Source organism: Streptomyces venezuelae ATCC 10712, from assembly GCF_008639165.1.
GTDB classification, from domain to species: domain Bacteria; phylum Actinomycetota; class Actinomycetes; order Streptomycetales; family Streptomycetaceae; genus Streptomyces; species Streptomyces venezuelae.
Window position 1 is genome coordinate 3707540 of sequence record NZ_CP029197.1, and the last position, 20469, is coordinate 3728008.

The 20469-nt window shown below is 73.6% G+C and carries 17 protein-coding genes; 6 read left to right on the plus strand and 11 right to left on the minus strand.

The features are described 5' to 3' along the window. The first annotated feature begins 13 nt into the window (after nucleotides 1-13). Nucleotides 14-1966, plus strand: a complete 1953-nt coding sequence (locus tag DEJ43_RS16900; protein ID WP_015034592.1) for a serine/threonine-protein kinase — start codon at nucleotides 14-16, stop codon at nucleotides 1964-1966. Nucleotides 1967-1987: 21 nt separating this feature from the next. On the opposite strand, the gene DEJ43_RS16905 is transcribed toward DEJ43_RS16900, so the two are convergent. Beyond that, complete coding sequence (locus DEJ43_RS16905; RefSeq protein ID WP_015034593.1) at nucleotides 1988-2896, minus strand: LysR family transcriptional regulator; 909 nt, start codon at nucleotides 2894-2896, stop codon at nucleotides 1988-1990. A gap of 90 nt (nucleotides 2897-2986) precedes the next feature. Between DEJ43_RS16905 and DEJ43_RS16910 the strand changes: the two genes are divergently transcribed. Next, nucleotides 2987-3817 carry an oxidoreductase gene (locus DEJ43_RS16910; protein ID WP_015034594.1) on the plus strand — a complete coding sequence of 277 codons (831 nt, stop codon included), beginning with the start codon at nucleotides 2987-2989 and terminating at the stop codon, nucleotides 3815-3817. Nucleotides 3818-3881: 64 nt separating this feature from the next. On the opposite strand, the gene DEJ43_RS16915 is transcribed toward DEJ43_RS16910, so the two are convergent. Beyond that, on the minus strand, nucleotides 3882-5165 hold the full coding sequence (locus tag DEJ43_RS16915) for an adenylosuccinate synthase (protein WP_015034595.1): 1284 nt from the start codon (nucleotides 5163-5165) through the stop codon (nucleotides 3882-3884). Between the two features lie 142 nt (nucleotides 5166-5307). On the opposite strand from DEJ43_RS16915, the gene DEJ43_RS16920 reads away from it, so the two are divergent. Then, nucleotides 5308-6111 (plus strand): diacylglycerol kinase family protein, encoded by an 804-nt coding sequence (locus DEJ43_RS16920; protein WP_041662563.1) that lies wholly within the window; start codon nucleotides 5308-5310, stop codon nucleotides 6109-6111. 105 nt (nucleotides 6112-6216) lie between these two features. Beyond that, nucleotides 6217-7584 (plus strand): hypothetical protein, encoded by a 1368-nt coding sequence (locus DEJ43_RS16925; RefSeq protein ID WP_015034597.1) that lies wholly within the window; start codon nucleotides 6217-6219, stop codon nucleotides 7582-7584. Here DEJ43_RS16925 and DEJ43_RS16930 read toward each other — a convergent pair. Beyond that, on the minus strand, nucleotides 7557-8063 hold the full coding sequence (locus tag DEJ43_RS16930; protein ID WP_015034598.1) for a GbsR/MarR family transcriptional regulator: 507 nt from the start codon (nucleotides 8061-8063) through the stop codon (nucleotides 7557-7559). The genes DEJ43_RS16925 and DEJ43_RS16930 overlap by 28 nt on opposite strands. A gap of 84 nt (nucleotides 8064-8147) precedes the next feature. Between DEJ43_RS16930 and DEJ43_RS16935 the strand changes: the two genes are divergently transcribed. Further along, nucleotides 8148-9107, plus strand: a complete 960-nt coding sequence (locus DEJ43_RS16935) for an ABC transporter ATP-binding protein (RefSeq protein ID WP_015034599.1) — start codon at nucleotides 8148-8150, stop codon at nucleotides 9105-9107. After that, nucleotides 9104-10675 (plus strand): ABC transporter permease, encoded by a 1572-nt coding sequence (locus DEJ43_RS16940; RefSeq protein ID WP_015034600.1) that lies wholly within the window; start codon nucleotides 9104-9106, stop codon nucleotides 10673-10675. Before DEJ43_RS16935 ends, DEJ43_RS16940 begins: the two co-directional genes overlap by 4 nt. Before the next feature lie 32 nt (nucleotides 10676-10707). On the opposite strand, the gene DEJ43_RS16945 is transcribed toward DEJ43_RS16940, so the two are convergent. The 8 genes from DEJ43_RS16945 to DEJ43_RS16980 all read right to left on the minus strand — a co-directional run bounded on the left by DEJ43_RS16945 (nucleotide 10708) and on the right by DEJ43_RS16980 (nucleotide 20414). Continuing rightward, a complete protein-coding gene (locus DEJ43_RS16945; protein WP_015034601.1) occupies nucleotides 10708-11907 on the minus strand; it encodes a cytochrome P450 in 1200 nt (399 codons plus the stop codon). Between the two features lie 28 nt (nucleotides 11908-11935). After that, nucleotides 11936-12598 (minus strand): response regulator, encoded by a 663-nt coding sequence (locus DEJ43_RS16950; protein ID WP_015034602.1) that lies wholly within the window; start codon nucleotides 12596-12598, stop codon nucleotides 11936-11938. Beyond that, nucleotides 12595-13953 (minus strand): histidine kinase, encoded by a 1359-nt coding sequence (locus DEJ43_RS16955; RefSeq protein ID WP_015034603.1) that lies wholly within the window; start codon nucleotides 13951-13953, stop codon nucleotides 12595-12597. The genes DEJ43_RS16950 and DEJ43_RS16955 overlap by 4 nt, the downstream gene beginning before the upstream one ends. An 85-nt stretch (nucleotides 13954-14038) precedes the next feature. Beyond that, on the minus strand, nucleotides 14039-16264 hold the full coding sequence (locus DEJ43_RS16960; protein WP_015034604.1) for an FG-GAP repeat domain-containing protein: 2226 nt from the start codon (nucleotides 16262-16264) through the stop codon (nucleotides 14039-14041). A 112-nt stretch (nucleotides 16265-16376) separates the two neighbouring features. Beyond that, nucleotides 16377-17246 (minus strand): alpha/beta hydrolase, encoded by an 870-nt coding sequence (locus tag DEJ43_RS16965; RefSeq protein ID WP_015034605.1) that lies wholly within the window; start codon nucleotides 17244-17246, stop codon nucleotides 16377-16379. A 103-nt stretch (nucleotides 17247-17349) separates the two neighbouring features. Then, nucleotides 17350-18552: a kynureninase gene (kynU, locus tag DEJ43_RS16970; protein WP_015034606.1), complete on the minus strand. Its 1203-nt coding sequence runs from the start codon at nucleotides 18550-18552 to the stop codon at nucleotides 17350-17352. Next, nucleotides 18545-19402, minus strand: a complete 858-nt coding sequence (locus tag DEJ43_RS16975; RefSeq protein ID WP_015034607.1) for a tryptophan 2,3-dioxygenase — start codon at nucleotides 19400-19402, stop codon at nucleotides 18545-18547. Before DEJ43_RS16975 ends, kynU begins: the two co-directional genes overlap by 8 nt. 124 nt (nucleotides 19403-19526) lie before the next feature. After that, a complete protein-coding gene (locus DEJ43_RS16980) occupies nucleotides 19527-20414 on the minus strand; it encodes a DUF3152 domain-containing protein (protein ID WP_015034608.1) in 888 nt (295 codons plus the stop codon). Nucleotides 20415-20469: the final 55 nt, after the last annotated feature.

Sequence of the window (20469 nt, forward strand, 5' to 3'; positions counted from 1 at the left end):
ATGCTCTGACCCCGTGGAGCCATTGAACGCGGAAGACCCGGTCAGCATCGGCCCGTTCCGTCTGCTCGGCCGCCTCGGCGTCGGAGGGATGGGCCGGGTCTTCCTGGCGCGTTCGGCCGGCGGGCGGACGGTCGCCGTGAAGGTCGTGCACGCCGAACTGGCCGCGCAGGACGAGTTCCGGCGCCGGTTCGCCCGCGAGGTCGCCTCGCTGGAACGGGTCGGCGGCACCGGCACCGCGCCCGTGCTCGGCTCCGACACCACCGCCGACTCCCCCTGGGTGGCCATCGGCTACGTGCCCGGGCCCTCGCTGCGGGCCGTCGTCGGCGACGAGTTCGGGCCGCTGCCGCCCGCGACCGTGAAGGCCCTGGCCGGCGGGCTCGCCCGCGCCCTCGTCCACATCCACGCCGCCGGGCTCGTCCACCGCGACCTCAAGCCGTCCAACGTGCTGCTCACCGTCGACGGGCCGCGGATCATCGACTTCGGCATCGCGCGCGCCGTCGACACCATCGCCGACGGCGGCGGTCTGACCAGCACCGGGGCGGTCGTCGGCTCCCCCGGCTTCATGTCACCCGAGCAGGTCCGCGGCGAGCGCCTCTCGCCGGCCTCGGACATCTTCTGCCTCGGCTCGGTCCTCGCGTACGCGGCGACCGGCCGCTCGCCGTTCGGCACGGTGGACAGCGGCGTGCACGCCACCATGTTCCGCATCGCCCACGACGAGCCCGACCTGACGGATCTCGCGCCCGAGCTGTCCGGTCTCATCCGGGCCTGCCTCGCCAAGGACCCGGCGGGCCGCCCCTCGGCCGAGGAGATCGCCGAGACCCTGCCGGTCCCCGACCCCTGGCTCCCGGCGGGCGTCCTGGCCCGCCTCGGACGGCACGCGGCGCGGCTCCTGGAGGCGGAGACGGAGACGGAGAGCGAGACGAGTACGGGCGGCGGGACGAGTACGGGCACGGGCTCCGGCTCGGGTGCCGGCTCCGGGTCCGGCTCGGGTGCCGGGGACCCGACCCCGTCCACCCCGCTGCCGTCCACCCCGCTGCCGTCCACCGGTGCCACGGCCCCCCAGCCGCCCGCCCGGCGGCCCCGCCGCACCGCCCTCGTCGCCGGACTGACCGCCGTCGTGGTGGCCGCCGCGGCCGGCGCCGCGTACACCTTCTGGCCCGACCCGGGCAACGGCGGAGGCGGGCAGAAGAACCGCGCCGGGGGCCAGACCGGCAACGTCTCCGCCCAGCCCGCCGGCATCGTCCCGGCCGGCTTCCTCGGCGCCTGGGAAGGCGTCGTCCAGGGCTCCCCGAACCACCCCAGGGAGACCGCCCGGATCGAGATCGGCCAGGGCGCGGCGGGCACCAAGAACGCGGTCTACGTCCAGGTCGCCGAGAACCGGCTGTGCATGGGCCGCTCCCGGCTCGTCTCGGCCGACGAGGACAAGGTCGTGTTCGGCGAGTCCGACGTGACGACCAGCGTGCCCGCCCAGCGCTGCGTGCCCGCCGCCCACCAGACCCTCACCCTGCGCTCCCCCGACGTCCTCGAATGGACCTCCGGCACCGCGAAGGCCACCTTCCGCAAGGCCCCCACCGGCACGAACGTCGTCCCCGCCAAGTACCTCGGCACCTGGACGCGGATCCCCGCCCCGGAGATCTACGGCGAGAACGACCACCGCTTCACCTCGCAGGTCACGATCACCCAGGGGCCCGTCGGCGCCCCCGTGGTCAACACCCTCGACGGCTACCCGCGCACCGTCGACGGCGTGATGCTCGACGAGGACTGGTCCTGCGGCACCACGGCCGTCCTGGCGGGCGTCGGCAACATGCTGATCGTCGGCCCCGCCACCCGGGACACCAACGCCTGGGACCGCGAATGCCAGGAGGGCCTCTCCCGCTACCTGGTCGTCGACAAGCTGAAGGGCAAGGACCGCCTCCTCGTCTACCCGATGCTCGACGGCGAACCGAACGAGTACTACCGCTCGTAACGGCCCCGGCGCCCGCCGGGTTCAGGCCGTACGCCGACCGGTACCGGCCGCCGCCCGCGCGTAGGCCGCGACCAAGGGGCGGGTGTCGTCAGCGCGCCAGGCGAGGACGAAGTAGGTCGGGGTGACCCCGTCGACCGGGCGGGTCACGACGCCGTCGCGGGCGAGGAGCGGGGCGTTGCCGGCGGCGACCAGGCAGACGCCGAGACCGCCGACCAGGGCCTCGTACGCCTCGTCGGCACTCGCGATCTCCGCGCCGATCACCGGCGGGCGGCCGCCGCGGGCGTCCAGGGCCAGCCAGTGGTCCCGCAGTTCGGGACCGGTGGCGGGCAGCGCGAGGAACGGCTCGTCGAGGAGGTCCGCGAAGTCCAGGCGTTCCCTGGCGGCGAGCGGGTGCGACTCCGGGAGGGCGACGAGCCGGGGCTCGGCGGCCACCACGACCCAGCGGAACCGTTCCTCCCCGAGCAGCGGCAGCCACACGAACGCCACGTCGCTCGACCCGTCCGCGAGCCCCGCCGTCGGGTCCTCCCACGCCACCTGCCGCAGCTTCAGGACCGCCTCCGGGTGGGCGGCCGTGAAACGGGACCGGATCGCGGGCAGCAGCCCGCCGCGCCCCGGGCTGGTGCTCATCCCCACCACCAGGGTGCCGCGCTCCGCCTCCCGGGCCCGCCGTACCGCCTCGTGCCCGGACTCCCAGGCGGCCAGCACGGCCCGCGCGTGCGGCAGCAGGGCCGTACCGGCCGGGGTCAGCGCCACCCCCCGCCGGTCACGGTCGAACAGCGGCGCGCCCAACTGCCGCTCCAGGGACCGGATCTGCTTGCTGAGCGCGGGCTGGGACACGTACGACCGCTCGGCGGCCCGGGTGAAGTGGAGCTCCTCCGCGACCGCGACGAAATACCGCAGCTCGCGCACGTGGACGTCCGTGATCGTCATGCCCTTGGGTTATCACGAGAGATCTTGGACGGACAACGCCCTTTCGCCGCAGGGTGGTTGCATCACCGAAGCGAGAGAAGGAACGAACCCATGAGCAAGGTCTGGCTGATCACGGGCGCCAACAGCGGTTTCGGACGCGCCTTCACCGAAGCGGCGGTCGCCGCCGGCGACGTCGTGGTCGCCGCCGCCCGCCGGGTGTCGGCCCTGGACGACCTGGTCGCCGCCCACCCCGACCAGGTCGACCCGGTCGCCCTCGACGTCACCGACACGGCCGCGATCGACCGGGTCGTCGCCGACGTCGTCGAGCGCCACGGCCGCGTCGACGTCCTGGTCAACAACGCGGGCCGCACCCACGTCGGCTCGGTCGAGGAGACCGCCGACGAGGAGCTCCGCTCGCTCTTCGACGTGCACCTCTTCGGCCCCGCCGCCCTCACCCGCGCCGTGCTGCCCCACATGCGGGCCCGCCGCTCCGGCGCGATCGTGCAGCTCAGCAGTGTCGGCGGGCAGGGCTCGATGCCCGGCTTCGGCGCGTACAGCGCGACGAAGTTCGCCCTGGAGGGCCTGTCGGAGGCGCTGGCCGCCGAGGTGCGGCCGCTCGGCATCCGCGTCCTCATCGTGGAGCCCGGCGCCTTCCGCACCTCCCTCTTCGGCAACGGCAGCCTCAGCGGCGACACCATCACCGACTACGCCGACACGGTCGGCGCCACCCGCTCCTTCGTCGAGGCAGGCGACGGCGGCCAGGCCGGCGACCCGGCGAAGGCCGCGGCGGCGGTCCTGACCGCGCTGAACGCCGACGAGCCGCCGCTGCGGCTGGCTCTCGGCGACGACTCCATCGACATGATCCACGCCCACCTCGACCTGGTCCGGGCGGACCTGAACGCCTGGGACAAGGTCGGCCGGGACACCAAGTTCGACGCGTAGCCGGGCACGCGGAAGGGCCCGCACCCCGGCCGGAACCGGGATGCGGGCCCTTTCGGCGTGCCGCCTACAGGAAGGAGTTGATCTCGATCGTCTCGGTGCGGCCGGGGCCGACGCCGATCGCGGAGATCGGGGCGCCCGACATCTCCTCCAGGGCCTTCACGTACGCCTGCGCGTTCTTCGGCAGGTCCGCGAAGGTCTTGGCCTTGGTGATGTCCTCGGACCAGCCCGGCAGCATCTCGTAGATCGGCTTCGCGTGGTGGAAGTCGCTCTGCGAGTACGGCAGCTCCTCGACGCGCTTGCCGTCGATCTCGTACGCGACGCAGACCGGGATCTGCTCCCAGCCGGTCAGCACGTCGAGCTTGGTGAGGAAGAAGTCGGTCAGGCCGTTGACCCGGGTCGCGTAGCGCGCGATGACCGCGTCGAACCAGCCGCAGCGGCGGTCACGGCCGGTGGTGACACCGCGCTCGCCACCGATGCGGCGCAGCGCCTCGCCGTCCTCGTCGAAGAGCTCCGTCGGGAACGGGCCGGCGCCGACGCGGGTCGTGTACGCCTTGAGGATGCCGATGACCCGGCTGATCTTCGTCGGGCCCACGCCGGCGCCGGTGCAGGCGCCGCCCGCGGTCGGGTTCGAGGAGGTGACGAAGGGGTACGTGCCGTGGTCCACGTCCAGGAGGGTGCCCTGGCCGCCCTCGAAGAGGACGACCTTGTCCTCGTCGAGCGCGTTGTTGAGGATCAGCGTGGTGTCCGCGACGAACGGCTTGATCTGCTCCGCGTACTGGAGCATCTCCTCGACGATCTGGGCGGCGTCGATCGCGCGGCGGTTGTAGAGCTTGGCGAGCAGCTGGTTCTTGCCCTCCAGCGCCGCCTCGACCTTCTGGGTGAGGATCGACTCGTCGTACAGGTCCTGGACCCGGATGCCGACGCGGTTGATCTTGTCGGCGTAGGTGGGGCCGATGCCGCGGCCCGTGGTGCCGATCTTGCGCTTACCGAGGAACCGTTCCGTCACCTTGTCGAGGGTGACGTTGTACGGGGTGATCAGGTGGGCGTTACCGCTGATCAGGAGCTTCGACGTGTCCACGCCGCGCTCGTTCAGTCCGCTCAGCTCGGAGAGCAGGACCGCCGGGTCGACGACGACACCGTTTCCGATCACCGGGGTACACCCCGGCGAGAGGATTCCGGAAGGGAGAAGATGCAGCGCGTACTTCTGGTCGCCGACGACGACGGTGTGGCCGGCGTTGTTGCCGCCCTGGTAGCGCACTACATAGTCAACGGATCCACCGAGCAGGTCGGTGGCCTTTCCCTTGCCCTCGTCACCCCACTGAGCACCGAGCAGCACAAGTGCGGGCACAGGCGTACACCCCTTCCGGGTGGGGCATGTCCAAGGTCAGGGGCCGAGGCCGCCTCACCGGTGTGCCCCGGAATAGACGAAGCCCCTGGCGCAATAGCGCAAGGGGCTCTTGCACAAAGATGCTACCCGAGGAAGGACCGAGGTGTCGGATCACGACCAGCTGCTGGTCATCGTCGACCCGGTCGCCCGCCGAAGCGACGGCGAGTCCGTGCGGATCGCGAAAGATGTCCTGTCCGCGGGCGCGGAGACGAAGATCTGCCTGCCGGACAGCCCGGAGGAATTCTCCCGGGCCCTTGCCCGGCGCGGCTCCCGGCGCCCCGTACTGCTCGGGGACGACCGCGCGCTGCTCCGTACGGTGGCGCTCCTCCACCGGGAGCGGGAGCTCGCCGAAGGGGGACTCTCGCTCGTCCCGATCGGCGCCCCGGACGCCCTGGAACTCGCCCACGCGCTCGGCGTGCCGCGCTCCACCCCGGCCGCCGCCCGCACGGTCCTCGAAGGAACGGTACGGCGCCTGGACCTGCTGGTCGACGACAGCGACGGCGTCGTCCTCGGCGACCTCCGCATCCCCGGCGGACCCGCACCCAAACCCGCCTCGGCCGCCCCCACGGTCTGGGGCACCTGCCGCTCCCTCGTCCGCACCCTGGTCCGACCCGCCCCGACGGCCCTCGCGGTGCGCACCCACCGGCTGCGGGTCGAGGCGGACGGGGTGCTGCTCGCCGACGTCGACACCCCGCTGGAGGGCCTGACGGTCCGCTCGGCGGGCGGCAGCGCGACCGTCGTCGTCCACCCGGCGGCCGCCCCGCCGCGCTACGCGACCGCCCGCACCCTCACGGTCTCGGGGCCCGACTTCCGCTACCGGGCCGACGGCCGCGTCACGGGCCCGGTCCGCCGCCGCACCTGGACGTCCCGCGCGAACGCCTGGGGGCTGACCCTGCCCCGGGACTGAGCCTGCCCCGGGACTGAGTCCTGGGCGGAACGGGCTGGTGTCGGGGTGCGGCGGCCGTCTAACGTCCCGCCTGGGGTGGACACCACGCGTGACGGGGGATGCGGGATGGCACGGGCGTTGGACCTGCCGGAGACGGCGAAGGCGCTGGACCGGTACGACCGGAGAGCGAGCACGGTGATGACGGGCGGGTGCGCCCTGTTCGCCCCCGCCGCCGGGGTCGCGCTCGTGGCACCCGGGGAATCCTGGGCGGGCGACCTGATCGGCGCGCTCGTCGCCCTGGGCGTCCTGGTGGCAGGCGCCGGCGCCGGATCCTGGGTGCTTGCGCGCCGGATGAGGCGCGCGCTCGGCTCCGGGGCCTGGTCGGCCCATGCCGCGGCGGCCGTGCGGGACCTGCGGAGCACCGAGGCCGTCGTGCTCCGCTCCCCGGCCGGGGACGCGCTGTGGCCGCTGGAGGTGGTCGCGATGCGGCAGCGGTACGAGCCGCTGCGGCCGGGCCCCGACGGCGTGATGTGGTGGTGCGGGGACCCGTCGAGGGGCGGGGTGCTCGCTCCGCCCGGCGGCGGGGCGCTGATCTGGGCCAGGCCGGTGAAGCACCGGAGGGCGCGGCAGCGGATCGTGGAGCGGGCCACCGGGACGGGGCTGCTCCAGCGGGCGACGCCCGTCCAGCCGCAGGTGCGGGGCGAGGTGGCGTGGGTTCCGCATTCCGCCCTGACCGCCGTTCAGGCCTCCCGCGTGAGCCTGGTCAAGCCGCCCGAGTCCGACACGTCCGGCGCCGCGACGTACGCGCGGCTCGCGGCCCACGCCGGGCGTCAGGCCGTGGCACGGCCCGGGACCCGGGCCCGGCGGCCGGAGGCGGACGCCGCCGAGGTGGCGTGGTGGCGGGTGCGGAGCCTGCGGCGGACCGCGGGGGCCGGCCGGGTCCTGGTGGCACTGGTCCTCTGCGCGGTGGCCGCCGGGGCGGCGGCGATCCGGCCGGAGGGGAGCGGCCTGATGAGGCTGTTCCTCGTGGCGATCGTGGGGCTCGCGGCACTGGCCTACTCCGCCCACCACCTGCTGACCCGGGGGATTCCCGCGGTTCGGCTGATGGCCCGGGCCGTGCGGTCCCCCGTCCCGGTCCAGCGGCGGTACGTCCTGCTCCACGACCCGCAGGACGGTGTTCCCGTTCTGGTCGCCTTCCCGGCCACCGGCGGACCGCACGACCTGCCCGAGGGGCTCCTGCCGCTGTCGCCGCCGGGAACCGCCAAGCGCCCGTGGCTCGGCCTGCCGTCGGACCCCACCGGCACCGTCGAGCTGCGCGGCTGGCTCGACTTCACCGCCGACGGCCTGCCGTTCGTCGTCCCGCGGTTCGAGGGGCGCGCGCTGTGGCCGGCCGGGCCGTACCAGCCGGCCGGCGGGGCGGAGGGCGCCGCGCTCCTCGCCCGGCTCGCCCCGCGCACGGACGCGCGTCAGGACTCGGGGCGGGACTTCTTGTAGGCGGCCCAGCGGTCCATGATGCCCAGCATCTCGCGCTGGAGGAACGCGAAGAACTCGGCCGTCTCCGCGGTGCGGGCGCCCGCCGCCGTGGTGGGGCCGAGGGTCTCGGCGCCTTCGCGGAGGATCTTCTCCCAGCGGACGAGGACCTGGTCGCGGCGGGTGAAGGTCTCGTACCAGAGTTCGTTGTGGAGGACGTACCGGTCGCGTCGGGTGCCGGGGTCGCGTTCGCGGCTGATCATGCTGACCTGGCTCAGGTAGCGGATCGCGCCGGAGACGGCCGCCGGGCTGATCTGTAGTTGCGCGGCCAGTTCGGCCGAGGTCATGGAGGCGGTCTCGGAGGCGAGGAGCGCCGCGAAGACGCGGGCGGCCATGCGCTGCATCCCGGCTTCCGTCAGCTCGCCGGCGAAGCGCTCCACGAAGCGGGACACCGCGTCCTCGTTGCCCGTGCCGCCGGACTCGGTGGTGGTCATGCCGGTCATCGTCTCCCTCGGTCGCTCCGCCGCCCCAACTTTATACGCTTCCTTAACTTCACAACTTTGTGAAATGAGCGTACGTTCTGAAACATGACGAAGGCCATCAGCATCGCCGGACTCCACAAGTCCTTCGGGCGCACTCACGCCCTCGACGGGCTCGACCTCACCGTCGAGACCGGCGAGGTCCACGGCTTCCTCGGCCCCAACGGCGCCGGGAAGTCCACCACCATCCGGGTCCTCCTGGGCCTGCTGCGGCCCGACTCCGGCGCCGCCGGCCTGCTCGGCAAGGACCCCTGGCGGGACGCCGTCGAGCTGCACCGCCGGATCGCGTACGTCCCCGGCGACGTGACCCTGTGGCGCAACCTCTCCGGCGGCGAGGTCATCGACCTGTACGGCAAGCTCCGCGGCGGCCTCGACAAGACCAGGCGCGCCGAGCTGATCGAGCGCTTCGAACTCGACCCCACCAAGAAGGGCCGCACCTACTCCAAGGGCAACCGGCAGAAGGTGGCCCTCGTCGCCGCCTTCGCCTCCGACGTCGACCTGTACGTCCTCGACGAACCCACCAGCGGCCTCGACCCGCTGATGGAGGAGGTCTTCCAGAGCTGCGTCGAGGAGGCTCGCGACCGGGGCCGGACGGTCCTGCTGTCCAGCCACATCCTCAGCGAGGTCGAGACCCTCTGCGACCGGGTCAGCATCGTCCGCAAGGGCCGCACCGTGGAGTCGGGTTCGCTCGCCGAGCTGCGCCACCTGACCCGTACCAGCGTCACCGCCGAACTCGCCGCCGCACCCGACGGCCTCGCCCGGCTCCCCGGCGTCCACGGCCTCGCCCTCCAGACGATCGAAGGGGGGCAGGGCCACCGGGTGAAGCTCCAGGTCGACACCGACCGGCTCGACGCCGTCCTGCGTTCCCTGACCGCCGCGGGCGTACGGAGCCTCACCAGCACCCCGCCCACCCTGGAGGAGCTCTTCCTCCGCCACTACGAGACCGAGGCCGGGGCCGGGACCGGGGCCGGGGCCGGGCGCCTCGCGGGCGAGGTGACCGCACGATGAGCGCCGTCCTCGCCGGCACCGGCACCCTCACCCGGCTCGCCCTGCGCCGCGACCGGCTGGTGATCCCGGTCTGGGCGCTTGTCACCGGCGGCCTCGTCGCCAGCGGCGTCGGCTCCCTCGAAGGCCTCTACGGCACCGCCGCCGAACGCGCCGAAGTCGCCGCCTCCATGACCGCCAACAGCTCAATGCGGGCCCTGTACGGACCGGTCTTCGACGACTCCCTCGGCGGGCTCGTCGCCTGGCGGTTCGGCACCTTCGCCGCCGTCCTCGCCGCCGTCGCGAGCCTGATCGTGGTCGTCCGGCACACCCGCGAGGAGGAGGAGACCGGCCGCCAGGAGATGCTCTCCGCCGGCGCGGTCGGCCGCCGGGCCCCGCTCACCGCCGCCCTCCTCGCCGCGCTCACCGTCAACGCCGCCGTCGCCCTCATCGTCACCGCCGGCCTCGCCGGACAGGGCGCGGCCGGGGCGCTCGCACTCGGTCTGGCGATCGGCGGCACCGGCATGGTCTTCGCGACCACGGCCGCGCTCGCCGCCCAGCTGACGGAGAGCGCCCGGCTCGCCAAGGGGCTGACCGGCGGCGCCGTCGGCCTCGCGTTCGTCCTGCGGGCGGCCGGGGACTCCGGGAGCGCGGACGGATCGTCCGTCCTGACCTGGCTGTCGCCGATCGGCTGGGCGGAGAACGTCCGCGCCTTCGCCGGCGAGCGCTGGTGGGTGCTCCTCCTGATCGCGGCGGCCGTCCTGGTCCAGACGGCGGCGGCGTACGCGCTGACCGGCCGCCGTGACGTCGGCGCGAGCTTCCTCGCGACCCGGCCGGGCCCGGCCGAGGGCGGGCTCGCGACGGCGGGCGCGCTCGCCTGGCGGCTCCAGCGCGGCACCCTCCTCGGCTGGTCGCTGGGCTTCCTGCTCGGCGGGCTCGTCTTCGGCGGCATGGTCGAGGGCGCGGCCGACATCGTCGGCGACAACGAGCAGGCCCGGCAGATCTTCGAGCGGATGGGCGGTCAGAGCGCCCTCACGGACGCCTTCCTCGCGACGATGGTGTCGCTCTTCGGGATGGTGGCGGCGCTGTTCGCGGTCGGGTCGGTGCTGCGGCCGCACGGCGAGGAGACCTCGGGCCGCGCCGAACCGCTCCTGGCGAACGCCCTCGGCCGCGTCCGCTGGGCCACCGGTCACCTGGTGATCGCCTTCGGCGGCTCCGCCCTGATCCTGCTCCTCGCCGGCCTCGGCCTCGCCCTGTCGTACGGCCACGACGCCGGCCCGGTCCTGGGCGCCTCGCTCGCCCAGCTCCCGGCCGTGTGGACGCTCGCGGGCCTCGCGGTCCTGCTGTGGGGCGCCGCCCCGAAGGCCGCGACCGCCGCCTGGGGCGCGGCCGGGCTCTGTCTGGCCCTCGGCTGGGTCGGCCCGGCCCTGGAACTCCCACAGGCGGCCCTGAACCTCTCGCCCTTCGGCCACCTGCCGAAGCTCCCGGGACCGGAGATGAGCTGGACCCCGGTCGTGGCCCTGACGGTCCTGGCGGCGGCCCTGGTGACGGCGGGTCTCGCGGGGCTGCGGCGGCGGGACATGCTGAGCTGAGGGTCGGGGCGCCGCCGCGGCCTGCGCGCCGCTCACAGCTCGACGAGCAGCTCCTCGAAGCCGCGGATCACGTATCCCGGCTTGCGTACGGGCTCCGCCGCGAGCCGGAGGCCCGGCGCCTGGCGGAGCAACTCGCCGAAGACCGCCGTCAGTTCGAGACGGGCGAGCGGGGCGCCGAGGCAGTAGTGGATGCCGGCGCCGAAGGTGATGTGGGGGTTGTCGGCGCGGGTGAGGTCGAGGGTGTCGGCGGTCGGGCCGAAGCGGGCGGGGTCGCGGTTGGCGGAGCCGAGGAGCAGGGCCACCTCGGAGCCGCGCGGAAGGGTGTGGCCGCCGATCTCGATGTCGTCGAGGACCCACCGCTCGAACATCTGGAGCGGGGTGTCGTAGCGCAGAAGTTCTTCCACAGCTGTGGACAACTTTTCGGGATCGGGCCGGACGCCCTCTCTGAGCAGCGTCCACCAGCCGTTGACCGTGGTGTTCACGGTCGCCTCGTGACCCGCGTTCAGGAGGAGCACACAGGTGGAGATCATCTCCTGCTCGGTCAGCTCCTCCACCGCGATCAGCGACGAGATCAGATCGTCCCCCGGCTCCTTGCGCCGCCGGGCGATCAGCTCCCGCAGATAGCCGGAGAACTCCACAGAGGCCGCCACCGCCCGCCGCGCCGTCTCCTCCGAGGGATTCAGCTCGAACATCCCGCAGATCGCCGCCGACCAGGGGCGCAGCCGCGCCCGCTCCTCGTCGCCCTCGGGGACGCCCAGCATCTCGGCGATCACCGCGACCGGCAGGGGTTCCGCCACCGCCGCCTGGAGGTCGCCGCCGCCGGCCGCGACCAGACCGCCGACCAGGTCGGCGGCCAGCCGCCGTACGGTCGGCGCCAGGTCCTCCACGGTCCTCGGGGTGAACGCCTTCGACACCAGCCGCCGGATGCGGCTGTGGTCGGCGCCCTCCAGGTCGAGCAGCCCGTGGTCGTTGAGCGTGTGGAACGGCTCGTACGCGGCGTCCGGGGCCTCCTGCCCGAACTCCTCGTGCGTGAAGCGATGGGTGTACGTACGGCCGAGCCGCCGGTCCCTGAGCAGTGCCGACACGTCCTCGTGGTGCGGGATCAGCCACTGCCGCGTCGGCCCGTGCCAGTGCGCGCGGCCGGCCGCGCGCAGCCCGGCGTAGGCGGGGTAGGGATCGGCGACGAACTCGGGGGACCAGGGGTCGTACACGGGGTCAGCAGCGGCGTCCATGGACGGACGCTACCCGCGCCGGGCGCCGTCAGCCGCCGACGCGCACCAGACCCGCCTCGTACGCGAAGACCGCGGCCTGGGTCCGGTCCCGCAGCGCCAGCTTCACCAGGATCCGGCTCACATGGGTCTTGATCGTCGACTCGGCGACGACGAGGTGGTCGGCGATCTCGGCGTTCGACAGGCCCTGGGCGATGAGCACGAGGACCTCCGTCTCCCGCTCCGTCAGCTCCCCGATCTGCGCCATCGCCGGCGGGCGCGGGGAACTCCCCGGCGCCTTCGCGAACTCGGTGATCAGCCGCTTGGTGACGGTCGGCGCGAGCAGCGCCTCGCCGGCCGCGACGACCCGCACCCCGTCGGCGAGCTGCCGGGCCGAGGCGTCCTTGAGGAGGAAGCCGGAGGCCCCGGCGCGCAGCGCCTGGTACACGTACTCGTCGAGGTCGAAGGTGGTCAGGACGAGGACCTTGGCGTCCGCGTCGGCGGCGACGATCTCCCGGGTGGCGTCGATGCCGTTCAGCTCGGGCATCCGGATGTCCATGAGGACGACGTCGGGGCGGAGCGCGGCGACCTGCGCGACGGCCTCCCGCCCGTTGACCGCCTCGCCGACGACCTCGATGTCCGGCATGGCGCCCAGGAGCACGGAGAAACCCTCACGGACCATCATCTGGTCGTCGACGATCAGTACGCGTATCACTGCGCGGACTCCTCACGGTCACGGTCACGGCCGCGCTCTTCGTCGCGGTCACGGCTCACGGGGACGAAGGCGGCCACCTCGTAACCACCGTCCTCGGTGGGCTCGGCCGTCATCTCCCCGCCGAGCATCGTCACACGCTCCCGCATGCCGGTGATGCCGTGCCCGGCGCCCGGCGAGGGCTTCACCAGGCCGCGGGCCGGACCGTTGGCGATGCGCAGGCCCAGGCCGCCGAGGACGTAGCTGACCTCGACCTTCGCGGTGGCGCCCGGTGCGTGGCGCAGGACGTTCGACAGGGCTTCCTGGACGATCCGGTACGCGGAGAGCTCCACGCCCTGCGGCAGTTCGCGCACGGCGCCGGTGACCGTCTTCTCGACGACGAGACCGGCCTCCGCGACGTTGCGGACGAGGGAGTCGAGGTCGGCGAGGGTGGGCTGCGGGGCGTCGGGGGCCTCGTAGTCCTCGGCGCGGACGACACCCAGGATGCGGCGCAGCTCGGTCAGCGCGGCGACCGCGTTCTCCCGGATGGTGAGGAAGGCCTGCTCCAGCTCCGGCGGCGGGTTCTCCACCCGGTACGGGGCCGCCTCCGCCTGGATGGCGACCACCGACATGTGGTGGGCGACGACGTCGTGGAGCTCACGGGCGATGGTGGTGCGCTCCTCCAGCAGGGTCCGCCGGGAGCGCTCCTGCTCGGTCACCGTCAGCTGGGCGGTCACCTCGCGGTCGGCCTGGCGGCGGACCTGGAAGATGCTGACGGTGAGCAGCACCAGGGCGGAGACGAAGACCATCGGGAACGCGTCGGTGCCGCCGCCCCTGCCGAGGAACAGCTCGGCGAAGGCGCAGTACCCGGCGGTGACGATCCACATCCACGCGGCGGTACGGGGCCGGGTGCGGGCGGCGACCACGGCGAGGACCGCCAGGTGGGCGGCGAACGAGGCCGCCGAGAAGGGCCAGCCGGACCCGAAGCCCCCGATGTAGGCGACGAAGGGCGCCGAGCAGACCGAGGCCCAGAAGGCGAGGACCGGGCGGACCAGGGTGAGCAGCACGATCGCCGCCGGTACGCAGGTGAAGACGAGCGCCACCGGGCCGAAGCTGCCGTGGGTCCGCTCTCCCCCGATGAGGAAGACGATCAGCGCGGCGAAGGCCACCGTCGCGTGCGGCAGCAGCCCGGCGTACTCGCGTATCCGCTGGGGCAGGAACCGGGTCACCCCGCTGTTGACGTCCTTGCGCGGCAGCGGCCGGTAGGCGAAGGCGTCGTGGAAGAGTTCCTGGCGCAGCCCCCCGAGCGCCACCTGCACCAGGCGGATCTCGGGGCTGCGGCTCGTCTCGGGGGTCTGTGTCTGCGTCACCCGATCCACGGTACGGCCGCCGGGAGACCCGGTCGTCCCGCTCGCTGCGGATCCTTCCGGGTCCCCCTTGAGGACTATGAAGCGCCTCGGCCGACTACAGGACGCTGTTGAACTTGGTGCCCTCGCCCGCGTACAGCGTGGTCGCCTGGCGGGCGAAGGGGGTGCTGACGGAACCGGTGGAGCGGTACACGTAGGTCGCGGTGGGACCGTAGGCGATCAGGTCCGGGCGGCCGTCGTTGTCGACGTCGCCGGCGCCCACGAGCTGGCTGAAGGTGCCCCAGCCGCCGCCGACCTTCGTGCGGGGGGCGAAGGTGCCGGGGCCCGTGCCCTGGTACAGCCAGAGGACGCCGTCCTTGTCGCGGGCGACCAGGTCCCCGGCGGCCGTGCCGGCGATGTTCCCGACGGCGGTGATCTGGTTGAAGATGCCCCAGCCGCCGCCGACCTTCGTGCGGGGCGCGAAGGGCTTCACGGCGTCGCCGGTGCCCTTGTAGAACCACAGCGCCCCGGTGGTGTCGGTGGCGAGCAGGTCGGCGCGGCCGTCGCCGTCGAGGTCCGAGCCGCCGGCCAGCTTGTCGTAGCCGCCCCAGCCGCCGCCGATCTTCACCCGGGAGGCGAAGGTGCCGTCGCCCTTGCCGAGGTAGTGCCAGAGCACCCCGGAGCCGTCGAGGGCGATCAGGTCGCCGGTCGCGCTGCCCGCGAGGTTCCCGACGGCCTCGATCTGCTTGTACGCGCCCCAGCCGCCGCCGATCCTGGCCCGCCCCGCGGTCTCGGTCCGGCCGTCCACCGGCCGGTCCCGCAGGTCGTCGCGCCACAGCACACCGGCGGCGTCCCGGGCGAGGACGTCGGTGGAGCCGTTGTCGGTGAAGTCGTGCGGGTTGGCCGTGCGGGTGACGTTCATGAGCCAGCCCTGGTAGACCGGCTCGCCGGTGCCGTCGAGCAGCATCGCCTCGGCCTCCACCGCGTACCGGCCGTTGGGGGCGTCCGCGCCGTCGAGGGTGCCGTCCCAGGTGTAGGTGAAACGGTTCCCCTCGGCGGGGGCGTACACGCGCTCGGTGGTCACCTGGTCGGTGACGGTGTTCGTCACCCTGACGTCCAGATAGGCCTCGCGGTGCGAGAGCGTCCAGCTCATCGTCACCTGGCCGCCGGTCCGGTCGAGGTTCACCGAGTCGGGGACGTCGACCTGCTCGATCCTCAGGTCGACGACACGCTTCTCGTCGGCCGCCTTGGTGACCTTCGGCGTGCCGTCCGCCGCGATCTCGACCCGGAACAGGCCCTTGCCGTCGGCGGCCGTCGCACCGCGGACCACGGCAGTGCCGTCGCCGGCCGTCCGCACGCCCGAGCCGGAGTCGAGCAGCCGACGGGTCTCACCGGTGGTCAGCGAGACGGCCTCGACGGGTGTCGTGGGGGTGCCGTGGACGAGCCAGTCACCGACGAGTCCGCTGAACGGCTCGTCGAGGTGCGGGCCGAGACCGGTCCGCTTCGTCTCGCCCGTCACGCGGTCGACGGAGGTGACGTAGTCGCCGAAGCCGCCCTCGTAGCCGAACCAGGTCAGGTGCGAGGCGGAGAACTCCAGACCGCCGTAGGAGGTCCCGGAGTCGGCCGCGGGGTACCGGGTGCCGGCCGTCCCGGCCGCCAGGTCGACCAGGGCCCGGCCGCCGGTCCGCGCGTTCGCCGGGCCCGTCTCGTAACCGACGAGGACGGCACCGTCGTGGGCACGCGAGGCGGCGAAGTCGGCGGCGTCGGCCGGCAGCCCCTCGATCCTGCGGCTGTTCGTGGCGGCGCCGTCCTTGGTCACGACGTGGAGTTCGGCCGTGCCGTCCTCCTTCGTCAGCTGCGCGAGCACGCTCGTCGGGCTCAGCGCGGTGACGTAGGTGCCGTGCAGCGCGCCGAGGTCGATGGCGACCTCGGGCGCGGTGGGCGCGGCCATGTTCCGCAGGGTGAGCGCCCCGCTGTCCTCGCCGAAGACGACCACGTCGCCGGCCCCCACCGTGGTCCAGCCGTTCTCCGGCTCCTGGAGCGGAATCGGGGTGCCGCCGTCGTACGGCGTCCAGAGGAGCTTCCGGCTGGTGTCGTGGCCGAACGAGTACGTGATGAAGCCGGAGTCGCCCACGGAGCCGAGCTCGGTGCCCTCGGGGTAGACCGGCAGCGCGGCCGTCTCCCCGGCCTCCGCCGGGGCCGCGGCGGGGGCCGTGGCCGCGAAGGCGGTCGGGGCGGTGGCCAGGGTGCCGGCGCCGAGGGCCGTGACGGCGAGGACGGCGGTGACGGCCGCGGCGAGGCGGGTGGAGCGAGTGGAGCGGGTACCGGTGGAACGGAACTGCAAGGTGAACCCCCACGAGATGATTCGGACACGGGAGTGCCGTGCCCGATCAGACTCGCGAACCGGTCGAGTGGTTGTACGGGAATTCTTCGTTCCGCCCTGACCTCTCAGGGGGTCACCAGGCCAGCTGGGCGATCTCCTCCGCGACCACCGCGCACGCGTCCGCCGCCGGGTCGATCAGCGGGAAGTGGCCGACCTCCTCCAGGAGCGTCAGGCCGACCGTCTCCCCCGCCTTCGCGGCCGCCTCCGCGTACGCGTCGGCGACGGTGTACGGCACGTCGAGGTCCTCGCGGCCCTGGACGACGGTGGTCGCGATCCCCGTCGGCAGCAGCGCCGACGGGTCGGTGTGGGCCGCCCGTTCCTCGTACGAGGACGGGTCGCCGAGCAGTTCGGCGACCGCGCCGCCGCACACCCCCAGCTCGACCGCCCGGCCGAAGTGGGCGATCGGGGCGAGGGCCACGACCCCGCGCAGCGCGGGCGCGGCCGGCAGCCGCCACGGGGAGCCGGCGGGCAGCACGTGCCGGGCGGCGGCCCACAGGGCGAGCTGCCCGCCCGCCGAGTGGCCGGTGAGCACGATCCGGCCGGTGTCGGCCTGTGGCAGGTGCGCGGCGGCCAGCTCCGGTACGGCGTCGAGCGCGGCGGCCACGTCGTCGAAGGTCTCGGGCCAGCGCCCGGCGACCGGGGCGGCACCACCCTGCCGGGGGATGTCGCTGCCGCGCCGGTACTCGACGTTCGCCACGGCGAAGCCCCGGCGGGCCAGGAAGTCCACGAAAGGAGTCAGGTGCTGCCGGTCGTACGGCGCCCGCCACGCCCCGCCGTGCAGGGCGACGACGAGCGGCGCCCGGCTCGGTCCGCCGCGCGGGGCGTAGAAGTCGATCACCTGGTCGGGGTGGTCGCCGTACGCGGCGGTGGCATCCGGGGCGACAGCCGGGTGCGAGAAGGCGGACGCCTCCTCGGCGGCATCGCGCGCGGCGGGGTCCGGCATGCTGCTCCAACCTCTCGGATTCGCGGCCGAATTGGCCTGACCTGCGGGGACGGTACCAGGACCGGAGCCCCCGCAGATCAGGCGATCATCGGACCGTCATCCCTCAGGCGGGGAGCTCCGCCAGCACGTCCGCGAGGACCCGCGCCGCCCGCTCCGCGTCCGCGAAGCCGACGTACAGCGGGGTGAAGCCGAACCGCAGGACGTCGGGGCGCCGCAGATCGCCGACGACCCCGCGCTTGATCAGCTCCGCCATCACGGCGGGCGCGTTCTCGCAGCTCAGCGCGGCCTGGCTGCCCCGCTCGGCGTGCGCCTCCGGGGTCACGGACCGGACGCGGCCCGCCGGGACGTACGCGCGCACGCACTCCAGGAAGAAGTCCGTGAGCGCCAGCGACTTGGCCCGGACGTCCTCGACGTCGACCCCGTCCCAGACGTCCAGGGACGCTTCGAGGGCCAGCATCGACAGGATGTCCGGCGTGCCGACCCGGCCCTTCGCCGCGCCCTCGGCCGCCGCGTACCCCGGGGTCATCCCGAACGGGTCGGCGTGCGAGTTCCAGCCCGGCAGCGGCGAGTCGAAGGCCGCCTGGTGCCGCTCCGCGACATACAGGTAGGCCGGCGAACCCGGCCCGCCGTTCAGGTACTTGTACGTGCAGCCGACGGCCAGGTCGACCCGGTGCGCGTCCAGGCCGACGGGCAGCGCGCCCGCGCTGTGGCACAGGTCCCAGACGGCGAGCGCGCCCGCCGCGTGCAGCGCGGCCGTGATGCCGGGCAGGTCGTGGAGCCGGCCCGTGCGGTAGTCGACGTGGTTGACGAGCGCGGCGGCCGTCCGGCCGCTCACCGCGGCCGGCATGTCGGCCGGGTCGCACGCCACGATCTCGTGACCCGTCATCCGCGCCGCGGACCGCGCGATGTACCCGTCCGTGGGAAACGTCGTCGCGTCGACGAGGATCTCCCCCCGGTCGTCACCGTTCAGCCGGGCCGCGGCGACGACCGCCTTGAAGACGTTCACGCTGGTCGAGTCGCCGACCACGATCTGGCCGGGGGCGGCGCCGACGATCGGGGCGATCCGGTCGCCGATCCGCTCCGGCGCGGTCCACCAGCCCGACTCGTCCCAGGACCGGATGCGCAGCTCGCCCCACTCGCGGGTGATGACGTCGGCCATCCGGGCCGGGACGTGGGCGGGCAGCGCGCCGAGGGAGTTGCCGTCGAGGTAGACGGTCGCGGCGTCGAGGGCGAACTTCTCCCGGTGCTTGCCGAGTCCGTCGGCGGCGTCGAGTTCGAGGGCCCGGTCCCTGAGCAGGTCAGACATGGCTGCGCGCCGTCCAGAGCTCCGGGAACACGTTCTTCTGGGCCCGCTTCTCCAGCCAGGCCACGCCCGCCGAGCCGCCGGTGCCGGTCTTGGCACCCATCGCGCGGCGGGTCGCCACCAGGTGGTCGTTGCGCCAGCGCCAGACGAGTTCGGCGACGTCGCTGAGCGCCTCGCCGAGCCGGACGAGCTCGCCGTTCTGGTCGGCCTCCGCGTAGATCCCGGCCCAGACGGCCTCGACCTCGGGCGAGGGCTCGTACCGCTGCGACAGGTCACGGCCCAGGACCGAGGCCGGTACGGGCAGGCCGCGCCGGGCGAGCAGCCCGAGCACCTCGTCGTACAGGCTGGGTTCCTGGAGCGCCTTCTCCAGCTCGGCGTGGACGCGGGGCGCGCCCCGGTGCGGGACGAGCATGGACGCGGACTTCTCGCCGAGCAGGAACTCCATCCGCCGGTACATGGCGGACTGGAAGCCGGAGCCCTCGCCGAGCGCGGACCGGTAGGCGTTGAACTGGGCGGGGGTGAGCTGGGCGAGCGGCCGCCAGGAGTGGTTGAGCGCCTCCAGTTCGCGGACGGAACGCTTCAGCGCGTCCATCGCGACGGGGACGCGGTCCTCGCGCAGGGCGCGGCTCGCGGTCTCCCACTCGTGGACGATCACGGTGAACCACAGCTCCATGACCTGGGTGGTGACCAGGAAGACCATCTCGCCGGGGTCGTCCGAGCGGAGGTGCTGGAGGTGGGTCAGGACGTCCGCCTGGACGTAGTCCTCGTACGGCGTCGTGCCGGCGAAGTCGAGGTTCGGGGCGTCGGCGGCCGAACCGGCTCCGGAGTCGGGAGAACCCGTGGAGAGTGACATTTCTGTCTCCTCGATACGTGTTACCGGGTAGCGGTCTGCTCCACCGTGCGCACGTCCTTCCGTGCGGCACGGGAGCCCCGGTCCCCTCGGGAGGCGGGCTTCGTCGCGCGCCGTCCCAAGCGCATCATGACACGATCGGCCCGGTGATGTAGCTCCCGTCTTCGCTGTACGGGAACGCGTTCGACCGGCAGCCGTCGAGGCCCTTGATCTGCTGCATCATCGCGGGCGCGAGCTTGCCCGGTCCCGGGCAGCCCATGTGCTGCCGGATGCCTATCTCGTGCCCGACCTCGTGGTTGATGATCAGGTGCCGGTACTCCGCCGGTTCTCCCGCGAAGGTCGGCGAGCCGAGCATCCAGCGCTTGAGGTTCACCACGACCCCGTCGGCGGTCTCGCAGTTCAGCTCGCCGTGGGTGCGCAGGCCCTGTTTGAGGCAGAGCGCGTCGGCGGTGTCCGGGGTGGCGATCCGGATGACGAAGTCGGCGTTCTCCGAGACCAGCTGGAAGCGGCCCCGGCCGTGCGCGGCCCAGCCGCGCGGATGGGCCAGGATCCGCTCGATCTCGGCGGCCGTCTCGCCCGCCGACAGTGCGACGCCCTCCTCGACCTGGACGCGGTAGCGGCGGAGCACCCCGCTGGCGCCGACCGGCTTGCCGGAGGCTTTCGCGGAGGTGAAGGTCCCGGCGCCGGACTGCGGCACGGTCGGCTTCTTCTTCGGGGTCTGCTGGGGTTTCGGCGACTTCTTGGGCCCGGCGGTCGTGGCCCGGGGGGTGGGGGCGGTCTTCGAAGGCCCGGTGTTCGCGGCCGTCGGGTCCGGCGCGGCGGTGGTGGCCGGGGCGGCGGCCGCGGTGTCGTGGGCCGCCGGGCCGTTGAAATGGGCGAGGGCGACGCCCGCGCCGAGCGCGACCGTCATGAGGACCAGCGTCGGCAGGACGAGGCGGCCCGGGCCGCGTCTGCCTCTGCCGCGCCGCACGCTCCGGGTTCGTCGCCCTCCTGCGGTTGCGGCACGCTTGCCCACGACAGACTTCTCCCCTGCGTCGGCCGGCAAGTGGGGGAAGAGGAATGGGGCCTCG

What these genes read in the sequence shown, in the direction of transcription:
- DEJ43_RS16905 (WP_015034593.1), bottom strand. Translation starts at nt 2,896, where the DNA reads ATGACGATCACGGACGTCCACGTGCGCGAGCTGCGGTATTTCGTCGCG.
- DEJ43_RS16910 (WP_015034594.1), top strand. Translation starts at nt 2,987, where the DNA reads ATGAGCAAGGTCTGGCTGATCACGGGCGCCAACAGCGGTTTCGGACGC.
- DEJ43_RS16925 (WP_015034597.1), top strand. Translation starts at nt 6,217, where the DNA reads ATGGCACGGGCGTTGGACCTGCCGGAGACGGCGAAGGCGCTGGACCGG.
- DEJ43_RS16930 (WP_015034598.1), bottom strand. Translation starts at nt 8,063, where the DNA reads ATGACCGGCATGACCACCACCGAGTCCGGCGGCACGGGCAACGAGGAC.
- DEJ43_RS16935 (WP_015034599.1), top strand. Translation starts at nt 8,148, where the DNA reads ATGACGAAGGCCATCAGCATCGCCGGACTCCACAAGTCCTTCGGGCGC.
- DEJ43_RS16940 (WP_015034600.1), top strand. Translation starts at nt 9,104, where the DNA reads ATGAGCGCCGTCCTCGCCGGCACCGGCACCCTCACCCGGCTCGCCCTG.
- DEJ43_RS16945 (WP_015034601.1), bottom strand. Translation starts at nt 11,907, where the DNA reads ATGGACGCCGCTGCTGACCCCGTGTACGACCCCTGGTCCCCCGAGTTC.
- DEJ43_RS16965 (WP_015034605.1), bottom strand. Translation starts at nt 17,246, where the DNA reads ATGCCGGACCCCGCCGCGCGCGATGCCGCCGAGGAGGCGTCCGCCTTC.
- kynU (WP_015034606.1), bottom strand. Translation starts at nt 18,552, where the DNA reads ATGTCTGACCTGCTCAGGGACCGGGCCCTCGAACTCGACGCCGCCGAC.
- DEJ43_RS16975 (WP_015034607.1), bottom strand. Translation starts at nt 19,402, where the DNA reads ATGTCACTCTCCACGGGTTCTCCCGACTCCGGAGCCGGTTCGGCCGCC.